This is a genomic window from Streptomyces seoulensis (assembly GCF_022846655.1).
GTDB lineage: Bacteria > Actinomycetota > Actinomycetes > Streptomycetales > Streptomycetaceae > Streptomyces.
The window spans coordinates 1521335-1540924 of sequence record NZ_AP025667.1 but is presented as its reverse complement, the minus strand read 5'-3'; the positions used below and the strand labels follow the sequence as shown (position 1 = coordinate 1540924).

At 73.2% G+C, this 19590-nt stretch carries 18 protein-coding genes; 9 read left to right on the top strand and 9 right to left on the bottom strand.

Going from position 1 to position 19590, the window contains the following annotated elements:
* Positions 1–12: 12 nt before the first annotated feature.
* Complete coding sequence (locus HEK131_RS07080; RefSeq protein WP_217463900.1) at positions 13–987, bottom strand: carbohydrate kinase family protein; 975 nt, start codon at positions 985–987, stop codon at positions 13–15.
* Positions 988–1118: 131 nt separating this feature from the next.
* Here HEK131_RS07080 and HEK131_RS07075 point away from each other — a divergent pair, with 131 nt between their 5' ends.
* Both HEK131_RS07075 and HEK131_RS07070 read left to right on the top strand, forming a co-directional pair.
* Positions 1119–1313: a hypothetical protein gene (locus HEK131_RS07075; RefSeq protein ID WP_217463899.1), complete on the top strand. Its 195-nt coding sequence runs from the start codon at positions 1119–1121 to the stop codon at positions 1311–1313.
* Positions 1314–1448: 135 nt separating this feature from the next.
* Positions 1449–3215, top strand: coding sequence for a hypothetical protein (locus HEK131_RS07070; RefSeq protein ID WP_244334117.1), 1767 nt, complete (start codon positions 1449–1451; stop codon positions 3213–3215).
* 74 nt (positions 3216–3289) lie between these two features.
* On the opposite strand, the gene HEK131_RS07065 is transcribed toward HEK131_RS07070, so the two are convergent.
* A complete protein-coding gene (locus HEK131_RS07065; RefSeq protein ID WP_161147168.1) occupies positions 3290–3646 on the bottom strand; it encodes a HesB/IscA family protein in 357 nt (118 codons plus the stop codon).
* A gap of 264 nt (positions 3647–3910) precedes the next feature.
* Here HEK131_RS07065 and nadA point away from each other — a divergent pair, with 264 nt between their 5' ends.
* Positions 3911–5095 carry a quinolinate synthase NadA gene (gene nadA / locus HEK131_RS07060; RefSeq protein WP_217463898.1) on the top strand — a complete coding sequence of 395 codons (1185 nt, stop codon included), beginning with the start codon at positions 3911–3913 and terminating at the stop codon, positions 5093–5095.
* Positions 5096–5170: 75 nt separating this feature from the next.
* On the opposite strand, the gene HEK131_RS07055 is transcribed toward nadA, so the two are convergent.
* From HEK131_RS07055 to HEK131_RS07045, 3 genes are all read right to left on the bottom strand, one after another.
* Complete coding sequence (locus tag HEK131_RS07055; RefSeq protein ID WP_244334116.1) at positions 5171–8284, bottom strand: efflux RND transporter permease subunit; 3114 nt, start codon at positions 8282–8284, stop codon at positions 5171–5173.
* A 157-nt stretch (positions 8285–8441) separates the two neighbouring features.
* The gene (locus HEK131_RS07050; RefSeq protein ID WP_217463896.1) at positions 8442–9119 is read right to left on the bottom strand and encodes a response regulator; all 678 of its coding nucleotides are present in this window, start codon (positions 9117–9119) and stop codon (positions 8442–8444) included.
* On the bottom strand, positions 9116–10336 hold the full coding sequence (locus HEK131_RS07045; RefSeq protein ID WP_244334115.1) for a sensor histidine kinase: 1221 nt from the start codon (positions 10334–10336) through the stop codon (positions 9116–9118). Before HEK131_RS07045 ends, HEK131_RS07050 begins: the two co-directional genes overlap by 4 nt.
* A gap of 161 nt (positions 10337–10497) precedes the next feature.
* On the opposite strand from HEK131_RS07045, the gene HEK131_RS07040 reads away from it, so the two are divergent.
* Complete coding sequence (locus HEK131_RS07040; RefSeq protein ID WP_244334114.1) at positions 10498–11874, top strand: DUF3616 domain-containing protein; 1377 nt, start codon at positions 10498–10500, stop codon at positions 11872–11874.
* Here the strand turns inward: HEK131_RS07040 and pspAA are convergent, their stop codons facing one another.
* Complete coding sequence (gene pspAA, locus HEK131_RS07035) at positions 11875–12153, bottom strand: PspA-associated protein PspAA (protein ID WP_161150852.1); 279 nt, start codon at positions 12151–12153, stop codon at positions 11875–11877.
* A 33-nt stretch (positions 12154–12186) separates the two neighbouring features.
* Positions 12187–12984, bottom strand: coding sequence for a PspA/IM30 family protein (locus HEK131_RS07030; protein ID WP_217463893.1), 798 nt, complete (start codon positions 12982–12984; stop codon positions 12187–12189).
* Positions 12985–13262: 278 nt separating this feature from the next.
* Between HEK131_RS07030 and HEK131_RS07025 the strand changes: the two genes are divergently transcribed.
* The 3 genes from HEK131_RS07025 to HEK131_RS07015 all read left to right on the top strand — a co-directional run bounded on the left by HEK131_RS07025 (position 13263) and on the right by HEK131_RS07015 (position 15830).
* Positions 13263–13889 (top strand): DUF3043 domain-containing protein, encoded by a 627-nt coding sequence (locus tag HEK131_RS07025; protein WP_217463892.1) that lies wholly within the window; start codon positions 13263–13265, stop codon positions 13887–13889.
* A gap of 74 nt (positions 13890–13963) precedes the next feature.
* A complete protein-coding gene (locus tag HEK131_RS07020; protein WP_244334113.1) occupies positions 13964–14701 on the top strand; it encodes a class I SAM-dependent methyltransferase in 738 nt (245 codons plus the stop codon).
* A 58-nt stretch (positions 14702–14759) separates the two neighbouring features.
* Positions 14760–15830 carry a S1C family serine protease gene (locus HEK131_RS07015; protein ID WP_244334112.1) on the top strand — a complete coding sequence of 357 codons (1071 nt, stop codon included), beginning with the start codon at positions 14760–14762 and terminating at the stop codon, positions 15828–15830.
* 52 nt (positions 15831–15882) lie between these two features.
* Here HEK131_RS07015 and HEK131_RS07010 read toward each other — a convergent pair whose 3' ends face one another.
* On the bottom strand, positions 15883–16095 hold the full coding sequence (locus tag HEK131_RS07010) for a hypothetical protein (RefSeq protein ID WP_217463889.1): 213 nt from the start codon (positions 16093–16095) through the stop codon (positions 15883–15885).
* A gap of 133 nt (positions 16096–16228) precedes the next feature.
* On the opposite strand from HEK131_RS07010, the gene HEK131_RS07005 reads away from it, so the two are divergent.
* The gene (locus HEK131_RS07005) at positions 16229–17428 is read left to right on the top strand and encodes a bifunctional adenosylcobinamide kinase/adenosylcobinamide-phosphate guanylyltransferase (protein WP_217463888.1); all 1200 of its coding nucleotides are present in this window, start codon (positions 16229–16231) and stop codon (positions 17426–17428) included.
* 17 nt (positions 17429–17445) lie between these two features.
* Here HEK131_RS07005 and HEK131_RS07000 read toward each other — a convergent pair whose 3' ends face one another.
* On the bottom strand, positions 17446–18318 hold the full coding sequence (locus HEK131_RS07000; protein ID WP_244334111.1) for a class I SAM-dependent methyltransferase: 873 nt from the start codon (positions 18316–18318) through the stop codon (positions 17446–17448).
* 132 nt (positions 18319–18450) lie between these two features.
* On the opposite strand from HEK131_RS07000, the gene cobT reads away from it, so the two are divergent.
* Positions 18451–19563 carry a nicotinate-nucleotide--dimethylbenzimidazole phosphoribosyltransferase gene (gene cobT, locus HEK131_RS06995; RefSeq protein WP_244334110.1) on the top strand — a complete coding sequence of 371 codons (1113 nt, stop codon included), beginning with the start codon at positions 18451–18453 and terminating at the stop codon, positions 19561–19563.
* Positions 19564–19590: the final 27 nt, after the last annotated feature.

Sequence of the window (19590 nt, the reverse complement as noted above, 5' to 3'; positions counted from 1 at the left end):
TCAGGTGAAGACTCAGGCGAGGTACTCCCGGACCTCGGCGGCCGCGTCCTCCCCGTACGCCTTGGTGAAGCGGTCCATGAAGTGGGCGCGGCGGAGCTGGTACTCCTGGGTGCCGACCGTCTCGATGACGAGGGTCGCCAGCATGCAGCCGACCTGGGCGGCACGCTCCAGGGAGACCCCCCAGGCGAGCCCGGAGAGGAACCCGGCGCGGAAGGCGTCACCGACACCCGTCGGGTCGGCCTTGCGCTCCTCGTCCGGAACGCCGACCTCGATCGGGTCCTCGCCCACGCGCTCGATGCGCACGCCGCGCGAGCCGAGGGTGGTGACGCGGTGGCCGACCTTGGCGAGGATCTGCTCGTCGCTCCAGCCGGTCTTGGACTCGATGAGGCCCTTCTCGTACTCGTTGGAGAACAGGTACGTGGCGCCGTCCAGCAGTATCCGGATCTCCTCGCCCTCCATACGGGCGATCTGCTGGGAGAAGTCGGCGGCGAAGGGGATGGAGCGGGAGCGGCACTCCTCGGTGTGACGGAGCATGCCCTCCGGGTCGTCGGCGCCGATCAGGACGAGGTCCAGGCCGCCGACGCGGTCCGCGACCGTCTTCAGCTCGATCAGCCGGGCCTCGCTCATGGCGCCGGTGTAGAAGGAGCCGATCTGGTTGTGGTCGGCGTCCGTGGTGCACACGAAGCGGGCCGTGTGCAGGGTCTCGGAGATGCGGACCGACTCGGTGTCCACGCCGTGGCGGTCGAGCCACGCGCGGTACTCGTCGAAGTCGAAGCCCGCGGCGCCGACGAGGATCGGGTGGGTGCCGAGCTGGCCCATGCCGAAGGCGATGTTGGCGCCCACGCCGCCCCGGCGTACGTCGAGGTTGTCGACGAGGAAGGACAGCGAGACCGTGTGCAGTTGGTCCGCGACGAACTGGTCGGCGAAGCGGCCGGGGAAGGTCATGAGGTGGTCGGTGGCGATGGAGCCGGTGACTGCGATGCGCACGGCAGGCGTTCTCCTGGCGGGAGGGGGAGCTGACAGTTCACGCTACCCGGAATCGGGCACCCGCTGAAGCGGGGAAAACTACCCGATAGTAGATCTTTCTTCACCGGGCCCGCCGTGCCTACCGTGCGCTCATGACGAACTTCAGGGCCGACGACCTCGATGAAGATCTCACCTCGCTGCGTGGCGACTGCGCCCGGATGGCCCCGCACTGGACGCCGCCCGAGCACGCGGCCACCCGTCCGGTGCCGCCCTCCCTGATCCACGGCGTGCGTGTCCCGGCCCGCTCGGCGCGGCTGCTGGACGCGATGTCGGACTACGGCGACTGAGCCCGCCTCCGGCGCTTCGGCAGGGTCCCTCGCCGGGCCGGGGCGCGCGGGCCTGGAACCGCGCGCTCCCCTCGCGCGTCCCATCGCCGTCCCCCGCGCGGGAGACGCGGGGCACGATCAGCGAGGAGCGATGCGGTGACCACGGAGCGACCCGAGAGTTCGGACCGGCCGGAGAAGGAGCCCGCGGGGAGTTCCGGGGTTCCGGAGACCAAGGGGGGCGCCGGGGAGGCGGACACGCCGGATGCCACCGGGACCTCGGCCGACGAGGCACGTGCCGACTCCGACGCCCGCCCCGCTGTGGACGCGGGCACGGACATAGACACGGGCACGGACGCGGACGCGGACAGCGACAAGGACGCGGAAGCGGACACGGACGCGGACGCGGCCAGGGGCACGGACGCCGACGCGGCCAGGGGCACGGACGCGGACGACTCGGCAGGCTCCACCTCCCCCGCTCCCCCGGACGGCGCGATCGCCGAGCCTGACCCCGCCCCGGACGCCGAGGGCGGGCGGCGTCCCCGTAGCGCAGCGATCGTCGCCTCCGTCGCCGCCGCCGTGCTGCTGGTCGGGGGCGGTGGCGCCTGGCTGGCCGCCGGGGCCGGTGCCGGGGCCGGTTCCGGGGAGAAGCAGGCCGGGGTCGGGAGCGAAGGTGCTCCCCCGCCGCTGGTGCTGGACGGAGGGCCGGGCACCGGGGCTGCCGGGATCGCGGTCGGCGAGCCCGACCCGAGCGGCGGCGTTCGTTACGTCGTCGACGGCGACCTGCCGGACGGCCCTCGCTCGGCGCCCGTCCACATGGCGGAGGGCAAGGCCGGCAAGGACGCCGTCGCCCGGCTCGCCAGGGCCCTGGGGATCGGCGGAGCGCCCGTGGCCGACGGGGACAACTGGCAGGCCGGGGAGCGGGAGGGCGGGCCGGTGCTCCGGGTGAACGGGGCCGACTGGTCGTTCACCCGGTTCGCGCCTGGCACCGACAACTGCCGCAAGGTGACCGTCTGTTCGCAGGACCCGGTCACCCCGGCGCACGAGCCGGTCGGTGTGGCCGAGGCGGAGCGGGTGGCGCGCCCGGTGCTGAAGGCGCTCGGCCAGGACGACGCGAAGATCGACGCGGGCCAGGTGATGGGCGCCCAGCGGGTGGTGAACGCCGACCCGGTGGTGGGCGGTCTGCCCACCTACGGCTGGACGACCGGCCTGACCGTGGACGAGAAGGGTGACATCGTCGGGGGCCACGGAATGCTGGGCGGGACCGCGAAGGGTGACACCTATCCGGTGCTGAGCGCGGCCGACACGGTGAAGCTGATGAACAAGGCGCCTGCGCAGGGCCATCGGATGGGCGTCGGCGGGTGTGCGAGCCCGGTGCCGCTGAAGGACCGTCTGGAGCAGCCGTGCGGCGCCTCCACCGGGTCCCCCGCCGCGCCCGAGGCGGACCGGGTGACCGTCGAGAAGGCGGTGTTCGGGCTGGCCGCGCACTCGGTGGACGGCCGGCAGGCCCTGGTGCCGTCGTGGCTGTTCGAGGTCCGCGGCTCGGCGTCGCGCGGTGGCTTCACGGTGGCCCACCCGGCAGTCGACCCGGAGTACCTCGCCTCCCCCTCGGCCGGTCCCGCCGACCCCTCGGCCGCCCGGGCCCCGAAGCAGCGCGGGGTGACGGTGGAGGGCTATCGCGCCGAGGGCCGGAAGCTGACCGTGCGCTTCATCGGCGGGGTGTGCTCCGAGTACCGCGCGTCGGCGCGGGAGAGCGCGGGCCGGGTGACGGTCACGGTGACCGAGAAGTCCCGGCCGGGCAACTGCATCGCGCTGGGCAAGGAGTACACCAGGACCGTCTCCCTGGACGCCCCCCTCGCGGACCGCGCGGTGGTCGGCACCGACGGCGGACGCGTCCCGGAGTCGGAGCGGAGCCTGACGCCGTAGTCCCCGGCACACGACGACGGCGGCGGCCCCTCACCAGGAGGGGCCGCCGCCGTCGTCTCGCGACCGTGGGCCGCTTAGCTGAAGGAGTCGCCGCAGGCGCAGGAGCCGGTCGCGTTCGGGTTGTCGATCGTGAAGCCCTGCTTCTCGATCGTGTCCACGAAGTCGATCGTGGCGCCGCCCAGGTACGGGGCGCTCATGCGGTCGGTGGTGACCTTGACGCCGTCGAAGTCCTTCACGACGTCGCCGTCGAGCGAGCGCTCGTCGAAGAAGAGCTGGTAGCGCAGACCGGAGCAGCCGCCGGGCTGGACGGCGACGCGCAGGGCCAGGTCGTCCCGGCCTTCCTGGTCGAGCAGCGCCTTGACCTTGGACGCGGCGGCGTCGGTCAGGATGATGCCGTCGGTGACGGTGGTGGTCTCGTCCGATACGGACATCTACATCTCTCCCAAGTTGTACGGAGACTGCTTTCCGACCAGTGCAACCGGCGCGCCGGCTGTTTCATTCCGGGCCGGCGGACCGGTGTGGCCGCGTTCTCACTTCTCTTCTCATGCTCGCACACGGGCGGTGGAGCGGGCAGCGGGCCGGGTCGGGAGGGGCCGGGATTCACGTCACATGGACGTTATGGCCATCGTCAAAGTGACGTGAAGCGGTTATGATAGATAACGTCAGTTAGACGAAAAGTAGAAAGGGTAGGTGCCGTGACCACCGCCCAGACCCCGCAGCTCGACGTACAGCCGTCTCCGCTCGCCCTGCTGCTGCTCGGCCGCGGGGCCGACCCGAGGAGCGAGCGGGGCGTCGAATGCCCCGGCGATCTGCCCGCGCCTTCGGACCCCGACCTCGTGGAACGCGCCCGCGCGGCCAAGGAGAAGCTCGGGAACAAGGTCTTCGTCCTCGGCCACCACTACCAGCGTGACGAGGTCATCCAGTTCGCGGACGTCACGGGTGACTCCTTCAAGCTGGCCCGTGACGCGGCCGCGCGCCCGGAGGCCGAGTACATCGTGTTCTGCGGTGTGCACTTCATGGCCGAGTCGGCGGACATCCTCACCACCGACGACCAGAAGGTCGTCCTGCCGGACCTCGCGGCCGGCTGCTCGATGGCCGACATGGCCACGGCCGAGCAGGTCGCGGAGTGCTGGGACGTGCTGACCGAGGCGGGCGTCGCCGAGCAGGTCGTGCCGGTGTCGTACATGAACTCCTCCGCCGACATCAAGGCGTTCACCGGCAAGCACGGCGGCACCATCTGCACCTCCTCCAACGCCGAGCGGGCGCTCGAGTGGGCCTTCCAGCAGGGCGAGAAGGTGCTGTTCCTGCCCGACCAGCACCTGGGCCGCAACACCGCCGTCCGCGACATGGGCATGTCCCTGGAGGACTGCGTCCTGTACAACCCGCACAAGCCGAACGGCGGACTGACCGCCGAGCAGTTGCGGGACGCGAAGATGATCCTGTGGCGCGGCCACTGCTCGGTGCACGGCCGGTTCAGCCTGGAGTCGGTCGAGGACGTGCGCGAGCGGGTCCCCGGCGTGAACGTGCTGGTGCACCCCGAGTGCCGCCACGAGGTCGTGGCCGCGGCGGACTACGTCGGCTCGACGGAGTACATCATCAAGACGCTGGAGGCGGCCCCGGCCGGGTCCAAGTGGGCCATCGGCACCGAGCTGAACCTCGTACGGCGCCTGGCGGACCGGTTCGCGCCCGAGGGCAAGGAGGTCGTGTTCCTCGACAAGACGGTCTGCTTCTGCTCCACCATGAACCGCATCGACCTGCCCCACCTGGTCTGGACCCTGGAGTCCCTGGCCGAAGGCACCCTGGTCAACCGCATCGAGGTGGACGACGAGACGGAGGCGTTCGCCAAGCTGGCCCTGGAGCGGATGCTGGCGCTGCCGTAGCGGGACCCCGCGTACGACCAAGGCCCGTCGAACACCTGAGAGGTGTTCGACGGGCCTCCGTCGTTCTGTGCGCCGTCAGACGCCCGCGGGCTGCGGCTCGTCGGAGCTGGGCTGCTCGGCCTCCGGCTCCCGCTTCGCCGCCTTCTTCGCCGCACGGCGCTCCTTGCGGAGTTCGACCATCGCGTAGAGCGTCGGGACGAGGAGGAGGGTGAGCAGGGTGGAGGAGATCAGGCCGCCGATCACCACGACCGCGAGGGGCTGGGCGATGAAGCCGCCCTCGCCGGTGACGCCGAGCGCCATCGGGAGCAGGGCGAAGATCGTCGCCAGGGCCGTCATCAGGATCGGGCGGAGGCGGTGACGGCCGCCTTCCACCACGGCCTCGACGACGCCGTACCCCTGGGACCGGTACTGGTTGACCAGGTCGATCAGCACGATCGCGTTGGTCACCACGATGCCGATCAGCATCAGCATGCCGATCATCGCCGGGACACCCATCGGGGTGCCGGTGACGATGAGCAGGCCGATCGCACCGGTCGCCGCGAACGGGATGGAGACCAGCAGGATCAGCGGCTGGACCAGCGAGCGGAAGGTCGCCACCAGCAGCATGAACACGATGGCGATGGCCGCCAGCATGGCCAGGCCCAGGTTCTTGAAGGCGTCGTCCTGGTCGGAGGAGACACCGCCGATCTCGGCCGTGGCGCCCGCGGGGAGCTTCAGGGCCTTGATCTTCGTCTGGAGCTGGGCGCTGACCGCGCCGGTGTTGTCACCGGTCGGCTTGGCCGTGACGGTCGCCGCGCGCTGACCGTCGATCCGGGTCATCGACACCGGCCCGTCGACCAGCTTCACGGTGGCGATGTCACCGAGCTTCACCGCACCGAGCCGCAGGCCCTTGAGCTGGGCCAGGGTGGCCGCCGGGTGGGCGGACCGGACGACGACGTCGCGCTCGGTGTCGTCGAGGACGGCCTTGCCCGCCGGGACGCCCCGCACGGACTGCGCCACCGCCGCGCCGAGCTTCTGCTCGTCGAAGCCGGCCGCGGCCGCCTTGGCGTTCGCCCGCACGGAGATGCGCGGCACGCTCTGCGCGAGGTCGCTGGTCACGTCGGTGACGTGGTCGAGCCCGGCCACGGTGGAGCGCACCTTCTCCGCCGCCGCGCGCAGCGCGGCCGGGTCGGCGGCCTTGACCACGACGCTGAGGTCCTGGTTGCCGAAGGCCGCGCCCGCCGAGACGGTGGTCGTGCCCGCGCCGTCGAGCTTCTTCAGCCCGTCCTCCAGCTTCCGCTGCACGTCGGCGGCGGAGGCGGAGTCCTTCAGCATGACCTGGTACGACGCCTGGTTGGTGTCGGTGCCGCCGCCGAAGGCGGCCATGAAGCCGGAGGAGCCGACGGTGACCTGGTAGTCCTTGACGCCGTCGATCCCGCCGAGCAGCTTCTCCACCCGCTTGGCCTGCGCGTCGGTCGCGGCGAGGCTGGTGCCGGGCTTCAGCTTCTGCTTGACGGTGAGGACCTGCTGCTCGCCCTGGTCGAAGAAGTTGGTCTTCAGCAGCCCGGCCATGCCGAACGTGCCGAACAGCACGACCACCGCGATCAGCAGGCTGACCAGCCGGCGCCGGGTGGCGAAGCGCAGTACGGGGACGTAGAGGCGCTGGAGGCGGCTGTTCGCCTCCTTCTCCTCGGCCCGGCGGCGCGCCTCCTCGGCGTCCTCGGGGGTGCCCTTGGGGGCGCGCAGGAACCAGAACGACAGCACCGGGACCACGGTCAGCGACACCAGCAGCGAGGCCAGCAGGGCGGCCGTCACGGTGATGCTGAACGAGCCGAACAGGGCGCCCACCATGCCGCCGACCAGGCCGATCGGCAGGAAGACGGCGACCGTGGTCAGGGTGGAGGAGGTGACCGCTCCGGCGACCTCGCGGACGGCGCCGAGGATGGCCTCCTTGCGCTCCTCGCCGTAGCCGAGGTGCCGCTTGATGTTCTCCAGCACCACGATCGAGTCGTCCACGACCCGGCCGATGGCGATGGTCAGCGCGCCCAGGGTGAGCATGTTCAGCGAAAGACCGCGGGTCCACAGCACCAGCAGCGCCAGCACGACGGAGAGCGGGATGGAGACCGCGGTGACCAGCGTGGAGCGGATCGACGCCAGGAAGACCAGGATGATCAGCACGGCGAAGAGCAGACCGAGCGCGCCCTCGGTGGTCAGGCCGTCGATGGCCTTGGACACCTCGGGGCCCTGGTCGCTGACGACCGTGAGCTTGGCGTCCTTGCCGAGGTCGGCACGGAGCTTCGGGAGCTGGTCCGCGACCGCGTCGGAGATGGCGACGGCGCTGCCGTCGTGGTCCATGGTCACGTTGACGGCGAGGCTCGGCTTGCCGTCGGTGCGGGTCAGCGAGTCGGCCGGGGCGGGCCGCTCCGCGACGGTGGCGACGTCGGCGAGGCGTACGGGCTTGCCGCCGCCCTGGCCCACGACGCGGAGGTCCTTGATCTGGTCCAGCGAGGAGAACCCGCCGCCGACCTGGACGGTGCGGTTGGCGCCGTCCTCGTCGAAGGAGCCCGCCGGGACGGACGCGCCGCCCGCCTGGAGCGCCGGGATGAGCGCGGCCGGGCTGAGACCCGCCTTGGCGAGCTTGGCGTCGTCCGGGGTGACGGCGACCTGGAGGTCGCGCACGCCCATGACCTGGACCCGGCCGACACCGTCGATGTCCTTCAGCGCCGGGACGACCGAACGGTCCAGCTTGTCGGCCAGCGCCTGCTGGTCGGCCCCGGAGGACGCGGCGAGGACGACGGTGGGCATGTCGTCGGTGGAGCCGGAGACGACCTGCGGGTCGACGGTGTCCGGGAGCTGGGCGCGGGCCCGGTTGACGGCCTGCTGGACGTCGGTCACGAGCCGCTTGGTGTCGTTGCCGTAGTCGAAGGACGCCATGATCACGGCGTTGCCCTCGCTGGCGGTGGAGGTGACCGAGGTGATGCCGTCGACGCCCTGGAGGCCGTCCTCGATGGGCTCGACGACCTGCTTCTCCACCACGTCGGGCGAGGCGCCCTGGTAGGGGGCGATCACCGAGACCATGGGCAGGTCGATGGTGGGCAGCAGTTGCTGCTTGATCTGGGGTATCGCTATGAGTCCGAAGACCAGGGCGATGAGCGACATCAGGCCGACGAGGGCCCGTTGCGCGAGGCTGAATCGGGACAGCCAGGACATGGGAAGGTGGTCTCTCTTCTGTGAGCGGCAGAAGCTGCGGCGGGACGCACGTGCGCGCCCACCTCACACCCTGGTCCATCGTCGGGGCCCGACCCGTAGCCCCCAGGTCCATTTCCGGCGCGGGCCGGTACTCCTCGCGCAGTAGAGCGGGTGGAGGTCAGTCCGACCTCGGGCGGACCAGCCCGGACTCGTAGGCGATGACGACGAGCTGGGCCCGGTCGCGGGCGCCCAGCTTGGCCATGGCCCGGTTGACGTGCGTCTTCACCGTCAGCGGGCTGACCTCCAGCCGCTCGGCGATCTCGTCGTTGGAGTGGCCGCCGGCCACCAGGACCAGCACCTCGCGCTCGCGTCCGGTGAGGGCGTCGAGCCGGGCGAGGCGGGCCGGGTCGGGGACGGGGGCGTCGGACTGGGCGAGGAAGCGGCCGATCAGGCCCTTGGTGGCGGCCGGGGACAGCAGCGCCTCTCCGCTCGCGGCCAGCCGGATGGCGGTCAGCAGCTCGTCGGGCTCGCTGCCCTTGCCGAGGAACCCGGAGGCGCCCGCGCGCAGCGCCCTGACCACGTAGTCGTCGACCTCGAACGTGGTCAGGATGACCACCCGGACGTGTGCCAGCTCCGGGTCGGCGCCGATCATGCGGGTGGCGGCCAGCCCGTCGGTGCCGGGCATCCGGATGTCCATGAGGACGACGTCGGCGCCGCACTCCTTGGCCAGCCGGACCGCCTCGGCGCCGTCGGACGCCTCCCCCACCACGCTCATGCCGGGTTCGGAGTCGACCAGCACCCGGAACGCGCTGCGCAGCAGCGCCTGGTCGTCGGCGAGCAGGACGCGGATCGTCATGCGGGCTTCCTCTCGGCTCCGGGGCGGGTCTGGACGGGCAGGATGGCATGGACGCGGAAGCCGCCGCCGTAGCGGGGGCCGGTGGTGAGGGTGCCGCCGAGCGCGGTGACCCGCTCGCGCATGCCGAGCAGCCCGTGCCCGCCGCCCGTGGTGGGCGCCCCGGTGGCGCCCGCGCCGTCGTCCAGCACGCTGACCTCGATGTTCGGGCCGACCCGTACGACGCTGACCTCGGCCTTGGCGCCCGCTCCGGCGTGCTTCTGGGCGTTGGTGAGGGCTTCCTGCACGATCCGGTAGGCGGCCAGGTCGACGGCGGCCGGGAGTTCGGTGTCCTGGTCGGCGCGGGCGACCTGGACGGGGAGCCCCGCGTTGCGGAAGGTCCCGGCGAGTTCGTCGAGGCGGCCGAGGCCGGAGGCGGGTTCGGTGGGGGCGGCCGGGTCGTCGGACTGGCGGAGCAGTCCGACGGTGGCGCGCAGATCCTCCAGTGCGGAGCGGCTGGCCTCGCGGACGTGGGCGAGGGCTTCCTTGGCCTGGTCGGGGCGCCGGTCCATCACATGGGCGACGACGCCGGCCTGCACGTTGACCAGGGCGATGTGGTGGGCGACCACGTCGTGCAGCTCGCGGGCGATGCGCAGCCGCTCCTCGGCGACCCTGCGCCGGGCCTCCTCCTCGCGGGTGCGCTCGGCGCGTTCGGCGCGCTCCCGGATGGCCTGCACGAAGGCGCGGTGGCTGCGGACGGCGTCGCCCGCGGTGGCCCCGATGCCGGTCCAGGCGACGAGGGCGATGTTCTCCTGCGCGTACCAGGGCAGCGGTCCGGCGAGCATCGCCGCGGCCGTCAGCACGGTCATGGTGAGCAGGCCGACCCGCCAGGTGGTGGCGCGGTCGGTGGTGGAGGCGACGGTGTACAGGGCGATGACGGTGGTCATCGCCACGGGCGCGCGTGGGTCGCCGGTGACGCACTCGACCAGCGCGAGCGTCCCGGTCGACGCCAGCACGGCCAGGGCGGAGCGGCGGCGCAGGACGAGCGCGGCGGCGGCCAGGACCATCAGCAGCAGGCTCAGCGGGGCCGGGCCGCGTGCACCCCAGGCCACTCCGTGGTCGCCGTCCGGTGCCGCGAAGGAACTGCTGATCATGCACAGCAGCACGGCCGCCGCGACGACCGCGTCGAGTGTGAGGGGGTGCGCCTTGAACTGGTACCGGGCGCGTCGCAGAGTGCTCACCCGGTGAACAGTACGGGGCGCCGGGAACGTGCGGGTGCGCGGTGGGACGCCAGGTGTCGGGCGGTGTTCGCCGGGGATACCCGTGGTGGACGCCCGCCGTTGGCCGGGCGGGCCGAGCCTTCTGCTCGCCGGATGTGTCCCGTCGTCGAAAGGCAGTGACCGTGCGCCCCCTCCCCTCGCGTCTGCTCCCTCCCGCAACCGCCGTCGCCCTGCTGGCGGTGCTCGGCCCGGTGGCCACGGTGCACGCGGCGTCCACCGGAACCCCGACGATCAAGCTGTCGGCCGCGTACCTGTCCGGCGCGGTCGGCGCGAGCGGCGACCCGGTGGTCACCGTGACCGTCGCGCAGAGCGGCGCGGACGCCTCGGGGCTGACGGTGACGGCGTCCAAGAGCACCCGGAGCACGGTGGCGGGCACCGGGGACGTCCGGGTCACGGGCAGCGGGGCCAGCCGTACGGTCGCGGTGACCGCCCGCGCCCAGGGCTACGCCGACCTCACCCTGAAGGTGACCGGCGCCGACGGGAAGTCGGCCACGACGACCCTGCACTACGCGGCCTCCCCCGCCGTCCAGCACGCGGCCGACGCCCGCTACCTCACCGGCGCCGCGGACGCCTCCGCCGCCGTGGACGCCGGGGGCGGCTACGTCCTGGTGGCCAACGACGAGGACAACACCCTGCGCCTGTACGACGGCACGGCCTCGGGCGCGCCGGTGCGGAGCTGGGACCTGGGTTCCGCGCTGGGCGCGGACAAGGAGGTGGACATCGAGGGCGCGGCCCGCGTCGGGAACACCGTCTACTGGACCGGCTCGCTCGGCAACAACAAGGACGGCGAGTACAAGGCGGACCGGAACACGGTCTTCACCACCACCCTCTCCGGCTCCGGCGCCGGCACCTCGGTGGCCTTCGGCGGCGCCGGGCACAGGCTGCGGGACGACCTGGTGGCCTGGGACCACGCGAACGGCGACCGGTACGGCTTCGCGGCCGCCACCGCCGACGGCCAGGCCCCCAAGCAGGTGGACGGCTTCAACGTGGAGGGCCTGGAGTTCGCGCCCGGCTCCACCACCACCGCCTACGTCGGCTTCCGCGCCCCGCTGGTGCCGCCGCGCGAGGGCGGGAAGGCGCTGATCGTGCCGGTGACCAACATGGACCAGGTGGCGCGCGGCACGAAGGCGGCGTTCGGCACCCCGGTCGAGCTGGACCTCGGCGGGCTGTCGGTGCGGGATCTGCGCCGCAACGACAAGGGGCAGTACCTGATCCTCGCCGGGTCCTGGGCGGCCGAGGACAACAGCGCGCCCTACGCCCTGTACCGCTGGGACGGGGTGGCCGGGCACCAGCCGGTGAAGGTGCTGGACCTGCCCACGGCGGACGCGGGCGGCTGGGAGTCCGTGGTGTCGGTGCCCGACCTGGACGTGTCCGGCGGCCGGGTCCAGCTCGTCACCGACGACGGCAGCGCCGACCTCTACGGCGACGGCACCGAGGCCAAGGACCTCTCCCACCCGGAGTGGCAGAAGTCCCGCGCCACCTTCTTCACGCTGGGCTGATCAGCCGGGGATCAGTCCGTCGTCGCTGAGCATCTTGCGGACCTCGTCCAGGGTGGCGTCCGGGGCGGGCAGGATCAGCTCGGAGGGCTCCAGGGCGTCGTCCGGGAGCGGGGTGCCGAGGCCCCGGACGGCGTCGAGGAGGGCGGTGAGGGTGCGGCGGAAGCCCGCCTCGTCGCCGCTCTCCATCTCGGCCAGCAGTTCGTCGTCCAGTTCGTTGAGCCGGGTGAAGTGGGAGTCGTCCACGCTCACCTGGCCCTCACCCATGATCCGTACGATCACGTCGGCCTCCTCGGCTCCGGTCCCGGCGGCGGACTACTGCTTGTCGAAGCGGGGGGTGTCCTGCGGCTGCTGCTGGGCCTGCTGCCCGCCCGCACCGCCCTCGATGGCCTGCTGCTGAGCCGAGGGACCCCCGGCCAGCTCGGCCTTCATCCGCTGGAGCTCCAGCTCGACGTCGGAGCCGCCGGAGAGCCGGTCCAGCTCGGCCTGGATGTCGTCCTTGGCCATGCCGGACTGGTCGTCCAGCGCGCCGGAGGCGAGCAGTTCGTCGATCGCGCCGGCCCGCGCCTGGAGCTGGGCCGTCTTGTCCTCGGCCCGCTGGATCGCGAGGCCCACGTCGCCCATCTCCTCGGAGATGCCGGAGAACGCCTCACCGATCCGGGTCTGCGCCTGGGCGGCCGTGTAGGTGGCCTTGATGGTCTCCTTCTTCGTACGGAAGGCGTCCACCTTGGCCTGGAGGCGCTGGGCCGCGAGGGTGAGCTTCTCCTCCTCGCCCTGGAGGGTGGCGTGCTGGGTCTCCAGATCGGTGACCTGCTGCTGGAGGGCGGCGCGGCGGGACAGCGCCTCGCGGGCCAGATCCTCACGGCCCAGCGCGAGCGCCTTGCGGCCCTGGTCCTCCAGCTTCCCGGACTGCTGCTGCAACTGGTTGAGCTGGAGCTCCAGACGCTTGCGGGAGGTCGCCACGTCGGCGACGCCGCGCCGCACCTTCTGGAGCAGCTCGAGCTGCTTCTGGTACGAGTAGTCGAGGGTCTCGCGCGGGTCCTCGGCCCGGTCAAGGGCCTTGTTCGCCTTCGCGCGGAAGATCATCCCCATACGCTTCATGACACCGCTCATGGGCTTCGCGCGCCCCCTTCTGACGGAACTCCGGCTCACCGATCCTGCGACAGAACCCACAGTACGGGCCCTGCCTCCATTACCGCACCGTTCGGGGAGCGATGCGCTCCTCCCCAAGGACGAGCGTCGGCCCGGCCACTCCGGCGTGAGGAGTAGGTGATCCCCGGGGGTGGCCCCTCGACGGGTGTACGACTCGCCCAGGAAGAGTCCGCGACGTCCCCTCTGTACCCCTGTAGACGTCCGGTGTTGCCGGATCGTTCCCCGGGACACTGGGGTCCATGCCGGTGATGCCCGTACCCTTGGGTTTTGTGTTCCGTAGCCGTGCGAAGGAAGAGAAGGCACCCGCCGACAAGGCGCAGGTGACCGGATCCAGTCAGCCCCGCGACCCGCAGGCCCGCAAGGGCAGGCCCACGCCCAAGCGCAGTGAGGCCCAGTCCCAGCGCCGCGGTGTCGCCAGTACGCCCGTGTCCCGCAAGGACACCGCCAAGCGGCAGCGTGAGGACCGCCGCCAGGCCCTGGAGCGGCAGCGCCGCGCGCTGGCAGGGGGTGACGAGAGGTATCTGCCCGCCAGGGACAAGGGTCCGGTGCGCAAGTTCGCCCGTGACTGGGTGGACTCGCGGATCAACGTGGCGGAGTTCTTCCTCCCGCTGGCCATCGTGATCCTGATCCTCAGCGTGGTGCGGGTCCCCTCGATCCAGAACATCGCGCTGCTGCTGTGGCTGATCGTGATCGTGCTGATCGTCATCGACTCCGCCTTCAGCGGCTACCGGCTGCGCAAGCGGCTCGCCGAGAAGTTCCCGGACGTGAACCGCCGGGGCGCCGTCGCCTACGGCCTGATGCGCTCCCTCCAGATGCGCCGGCTGCGGCTGCCTAAGCCGCAGGTCAAGCGCGGAGAGCGACCCTGAGCGCAGACGCTGCGCCCGGCACGGCGGCCCTGGACCGGCCGGATGCGCCGGGCGAGCTGATCCGGCAGCGGCTGGTGACCTGGCAACTGGACGAGCAGCTCGCCCGCGTCTTCCCCGTCGGGCGTCGGCTGCGCGTGCTGGACGTCGGGATGGGCCGGGGCGCGCAGGCGCTGCGGCTCGCCCGGCTGGGCCACCAGGTGACCGGGGTCGAACGCGACCCCGAGCTGGTCGCCGCCGCCCGCGGGACGCTGGCCGAGGAGCCGGAGGGCATCCGCGAGCGCGTCCGGCTGGTGCAGGGCGACGGGCGGGACACCGGTGTGCACTTCCTGCCGGGCAGCTTCGACGTGGTGCTGTGCCACGGCGTGCTGATGTACGTCGAGGAGCCCGACCCGCTGGTGGCCGGGCTGGCCCGGATGCTCGCGCCCGGGGGCCTGCTGTCCCTGCTGGTGCGCAACGGCGACGCCCTCGCCATGGGGCCGGGCCTCACCGGCGACTGGGCCGGTGCGCTGGCCGCGCTGGACAGCGCCGCCCTGCTCCCCCGCTCCCGCACCGAGGCGGACGGCGACGCCCCGGTGCCTCCCGGCCCGGAGGGCCGCGCCGACCGGCTGGCCGCCCTGACCGCCACCCTGCACGGCATCGCCGCCCCGCTGCACGCCTGGTACGGCGTACGCGTCTTCGCCGGGCGCACCCCGGCTGCCCCCGCCTGTGAGGCCGACCTGGAGACCCTGCTCGCGGTCGAGGAGCGTGCGGGCCGCACGGACCCGTACCGGGGGGTCGCGGAGCTGCTGCACCTGTGCGGTGTGCGGGGCTGAGGCCTCGTTCGGGCGTATCCGGCGGGCCGGGGTCCTCGGCCCGTGGGGAGACTCGGGCATGGACGCTTCCCGTATCCGGGCCGGGCTCCGGAGTGCCGCGGTCGCCGTGCCGCTGTGCGCCGCCGTCCTCCTCGCCGGCTGCTCGAACCCGGTGTCACCGGCCCGCAAGGGCGGTCCGACCGCGCAGGCGGCGCTGCCGATGGTGGCGGACGACCTCCAGGACCGGTACCAGATGGTCATCAAGGACGTGCTGCCCTCGGTCGTGCAGCTCCAGGCGGGACAGGCCCTGGGCTCCGGCGTGGTGTACGACGACAGGGGCCACATCGTCACCAACGCGCACGTGGTCGGCACGGAGAAGACCTTCAAGGTGACCACGGCCAGCAGCGAGGAACCGCTGTCGGCGAGCCTCGTCTACTCCTACCCCGAGCAGGACCTCGCGGTGATCAAGCTGGACCGGGTACCGGCGGGGCTGCGCCCGGCGGTGTTCGGGGGCTCCGACGAGGTGGAGGTCGGCCAGATCGTGCTGGCCATGGGCTCACCGCTCGGCCTCTCGTCCAGCGTGACCCAGGGCATCGTCTCGGCCACCGGACGGACCGTCAGCGAGCCCGGGGACAGCGACGGTACGGGCGCCACGCTCACCAACATGGTGCAGACCTCGGCCGCGATCAATCCGGGCAACAGCGGGGGCGCGCTGGTGAACCTCGACGGCCGGGTGATCGGCATCCCGACGCTGGGCGCGTCCGACCCAGGCATGGAGGGCGGGGCGGCGCCCGGCATCGGCTTCGCCATCCCCGCGTCGACGGTGCGCACGGTCGCCGGGCAGATCATCAGCAGCGGCAAGGTCACCGACTCGGGCCGGGCCGCGCTGGGCGTGACGGTCCGTACGGTCGTGGACGACGGCTACCGGCCCGCCGGGGCGGCGGTGGTCACGGTGCAGGCGGGTGGTCCGGCGGCGAAGGCGGGGCTCCGGGCGGGCGATGTGATCACCCGGCTGGGTGACACCCCGACCGGCTCCGGCACGGAACTCGCCGAGGCGCTGGCGGAGGAGGAGCCGGGCGCGCGGACTGCGGTCACCTACCAGCGCTCGGGCACCGCGCACACCGCACAGGTGACGCTCGGGGAGCAGTGACGGGGCCTGCCGACGGGAGCGGGAGAACCCCGCCCCCGCGGGGCCTTCGGCGCTACTGCTCCTGGGCGTTCAGGCTCATCGGCCCGTAGATCTCGGTGCCCTCCTCGAAGAGCCGCACCTGCTCGGCGCCGCCCTCCAGCAGCGCCTTCCAGTTCTCGCCGACCCAGGACTCGGCGTCGCCCTGCGTGGTGAACTCCTCGGGCTCCACCGCGGGCGGGACCTCCGTCCCGTCGGCCTTCTCGAACCGCCACGTCCAAGCTGTCATGCGCGCCTCCTTCGATCCGACTTCTGCGGGCAGCGTATGCGGTCACCGGGGCCGCCCACAGGACATCGTGGATCATCGTCCGCTCAGGCGGCCCGGTGCGCGGGGGCCGCCGGGAGAGGTGAAAATCGGTTCCGTGGATGTCACTCTGCTCGGCACCGGTGCCCCCTCGGGGCTGCCCCGCCCCGCCTGCCCCTGTGCCGTGTGCGCGAACGCGCTCGGCCCGGACGCGCGGGCGGCCACCGCGCTGCTGGTGGACGGGGTCCTGCTGCTGGACCTGACCCCCGGCGCGGCGTTCGCGGCGGCGCGGGCCGGGCATTCGCTGGGCGGGGTGCGCCAGGTGCTGCTGTCCCACCCGCACGACGGGCCCGCCCTTGAGGTGCCGGCCGGGCTGCCGCAGCCGGTCCGGGTGCCGGACGGCCGCGAGCTGACGCTGCTGACGGGGCATCGGGTGCGGGCACTGGCGATGGACGCGGGCGGCACCGGGTACGAGGTGACCGGGCCGAGCGGGCTCCGGCTGCTGTATCTGCCGCCGGGCGGGTCTCCGGCGGGACTGGAGCGGTCGGCGGAGCCGTACCACATGGTCCTGGCCGACATCGTGGGGCGCCCGGACGCGCTGGCCCGGCTGCGGGCGGCCGGCGGGGTGGGTCCGGCCACGGACGTCGTCGCCGTCCACCTGGACCACGACGTGCCGCAGGCCACGGAGTTGCCCCGGCGGCTGGCGGCGGCAGGGGCGCGGACGGTACCGGACGGGGTGACGCTGGCGGTGGGAGCGTACGACGAGGTGCCGGACGTGCCGCGCCGGACGCTGGTGCTGGGCGGGGCGCGCTCGGGCAAGTCGGTGGAGGCCGAACGGCGCCTGGAGTCCTTCCCGGACGTGGTGTACGCGGCGACCGGCGGCACCCGCGCCGGGGACCGCGAGTGGGCGGACCGGGTGGCCGCGCACCGCGAGCGGCGGCCGGGCTCCTGGCAGACGGCGGAGACCACGGACCTGGTCCCGCTGCTGGCCGAGGACGGGCCGCCCCTGCTGATCGACTGCCTCTCGCTCTGGCTGACCGACGTCATGGACGCGGTCGGCGCCTGGGACGACGCCCAGTGGGCGGACGGCGGCCAGAAGGCGCTGCGCGAGCGGGTCCGGGAACTGACGCGGGCGGTGCGCGAGACGCCCCGCACGGTGGTGGCGGTCTCCAACGAGGTCGGTTCCGGCATCGTCCCCGCCACCGCCTCCGGCCGCCGCTACCGCGACGAACTGGGCCGCCTGAACACGGCGTTCGCCTCCGAGTGCGAGCAGGTCGTCCTGGTGGTGGCGGGCCAGGCGCTGGTGCTGCGCGGCTAGGCCCTCCGCGACAGGCCCTAGCTGGGTGACCGTCCCGGTGCGCGGGCCACCACCCGGTAGGTGCTGGCGAAGCGGGTGTGGCGGGTGAGGGGGGCGAGGAGGTGGTCCAGGGCCGTGGCCGCCGCCAGGGGGACCCGCAGGGGCGCGGGGAGGGTGAACGCCGTGGTGAGGTCCTGGGGCTGGTGGGTGCGGGCCGTGGTGGTGATCGCGCAGTCCAGGGCGCGGAGTTCGGCCTCCAGGTTGGGCAGCGGGAGCAGGTGGAGGTGGCTGTGCGGGAGCCAGCGGGGGCCGAGGAGGGCGGCGTAGGCGCAGTCCGGGTCGGCGGCCTCGATCACGAGGTGGCCGCCGGGGCGGAGCACGGCCAGCGCGGCGTGCAGTTCGGCGCGGGGGTCGGGGACGTGCGCCAGGTGGTGGAACATGCTGACCACGTCGTAGCGGGCGCGCAGCCGCTCGGTGATGCCGGGCGTGGTCAGCAGCCCCCGGTGGGCCTCCTCGACGCGGCCCTCGTCGAGCGCCCGCTCGACACGCGCGGAGGGGTCGAGCCCGTCGAAGCTGGTGTACGGGAAGAACTCCTTGGCGGCCTCGGGGAAGTGACCGTGCCCGGTGCCGACGTCGAGCCAGCTCTCCGGGTCGGGGAGTCCGGCGAGGGCGCGGGCGGCGGCCCGGTGGCGACGGCCCGGCAGCGGGCGGGCGGCGTCATCGGCGGACCGAGGGTTCTGGAAGGCGTGGGCGCAGTCGCCGCACCGGTCGAGGGCGACGGCGCCGGTCCGCTGCCGGCCGGGGGCTCTGAGCCGGGTGCGCAGGCGGGCGGAGCCGCACCAGGGACAGTCCTCGCGGCGCGGGCCGGGGAACCGGTCGCTGACCTGCGGGGCGGAGGGCGAGGGCGGCATGGCGGCTCCCTGTACGGCATTTCGCGGTAAACCGGAACGTATGGGATGCCGATCTTGGGTGCAACGACGTCGGCCGGGTGTGGTGGCGGTGTGGCGCGGGGCGCCTCACGCGCGGGCGGTACTGTTCCGCGAATGGACAGGCTTCAACTCGACGACTTCACCGATCTGATCGAGCGCCCGGACGGCGGTGTGCGCGGGGACGCCGAGGCGCGGCGGGAGCGCCTGGCCGTGCCGCCCGGCGCGCTGGGCAAGCTGGACGAGCTGGGCGAGTGGCTGGCGGCCGCGCAGGGCGCGGTGCCCCTGCGGCCGGTCGAGCGGCCGAAGATGGTCCTCTTCGCCGGTGACCACGGCATCGCCACGCTCGGCGTCTCCAAGCGGCCGGAAGGCGGCGCGGCCGGCCTGGTGCGGGCGGTGCTGGAGGGCGCGAGCCCGGCCGCGGTGCTGGCCCGCCGGCTGGACGTGCCGGTACGGGTGGTGGACCTGGCGCTGGACTGCGCGCCGGACGCATTCCCGGCGGAGGTCTCGCGGTACCGGGTGCGGCGCGGCAGCGGCCGGATCGACATCGAGGACGCCCTGACCGCCGAGGAGGCCGAGACGGCGTTCCGGGCCGGGATGGCCGTCGCCGACGAGGAGGCCGACTCCGGCACCGACCTCGTGGTGCTCGGCGACGTGAGCGTGGGCGGTACGACGGCGGCCGCGGTGCTGGTGGCCGCACTGTGCGGGACGGACGCCTCGGTGGTGACCGGCCGGGGCGGCGAGGCCATCGACGACCTGGCGTGGATGCGCAAGTGCGCGGCGGTGCGGGACGCGCTGCGGCGCGCGCGCCCGGTCCTCGGCGACCAGCTCGAACTGCTGGCGACGGTGGGCGGCGCGGACCTGACCGCGATGACCGGGTTCCTGCTCCAGTGCGCGGTGCGCAAGCTCCCGGTGATCCTGGACGGCGTGGTGTCCGCCGCCTGCGCGCTGGTGGGCCAGCGGGTGGCGTTCCGGGCGCCGGACTGGTGGCTCGCGGGCCACGACAGCGGCGAGCCGGGACAGGCGAAGGCGCTGGACCGGATGGCCCTGGAGCCGCTGCTGGCCCAGGGCGTGCGGGTCGGCGAGGGCGCGGGCGCCCTGCTGGCGCTCCCCCTGGTCCGGTCGGCCGCCGCGCTGGCCGCCGAGCTGCCGGAGCGGCCGGAGCCGGAGAAGCCCGAGCCGGAGAAGCCCGAGCCGGGGAAGCCGGAGGACGTGACCGAGAGCGCCTAGCCGGGCGCGGCCCACGGCGCCGATGAG

Coding starts and splice junctions, on each gene's coding strand:
- HEK131_RS07050 (WP_217463896.1), bottom strand. CDS start 9,119: ATGACGATCCGCGTCCTGCTCGCCGACGACCAGGCGCTGCTGCGCAGC.
- HEK131_RS07075 (WP_217463899.1), top strand. CDS start 1,119: ATGACGAACTTCAGGGCCGACGACCTCGATGAAGATCTCACCTCGCTG.
- HEK131_RS07030 (WP_217463893.1), bottom strand. CDS start 12,984: ATGAGCGGTGTCATGAAGCGTATGGGGATGATCTTCCGCGCGAAGGCG.
- HEK131_RS07000 (WP_244334111.1), bottom strand. CDS start 18,318: ATGCCGCCCTCGCCCTCCGCCCCGCAGGTCAGCGACCGGTTCCCCGGC.
- HEK131_RS07025 (WP_217463892.1), top strand. CDS start 13,263: ATGCCGGTGATGCCCGTACCCTTGGGTTTTGTGTTCCGTAGCCGTGCG.
- cobT (WP_244334110.1), top strand. CDS start 18,451: ATGGACAGGCTTCAACTCGACGACTTCACCGATCTGATCGAGCGCCCG.
- HEK131_RS07010 (WP_217463889.1), bottom strand. CDS start 16,095: ATGACAGCTTGGACGTGGCGGTTCGAGAAGGCCGACGGGACGGAGGTC.
- HEK131_RS07015 (WP_244334112.1), top strand. CDS start 14,760: ATGGACGCTTCCCGTATCCGGGCCGGGCTCCGGAGTGCCGCGGTCGCC.
- HEK131_RS07065 (WP_161147168.1), bottom strand. CDS start 3,646: ATGTCCGTATCGGACGAGACCACCACCGTCACCGACGGCATCATCCTG.
- HEK131_RS07055 (WP_244334116.1), bottom strand. CDS start 8,284: ATGTCCTGGCTGTCCCGATTCAGCCTCGCGCAACGGGCCCTCGTCGGC.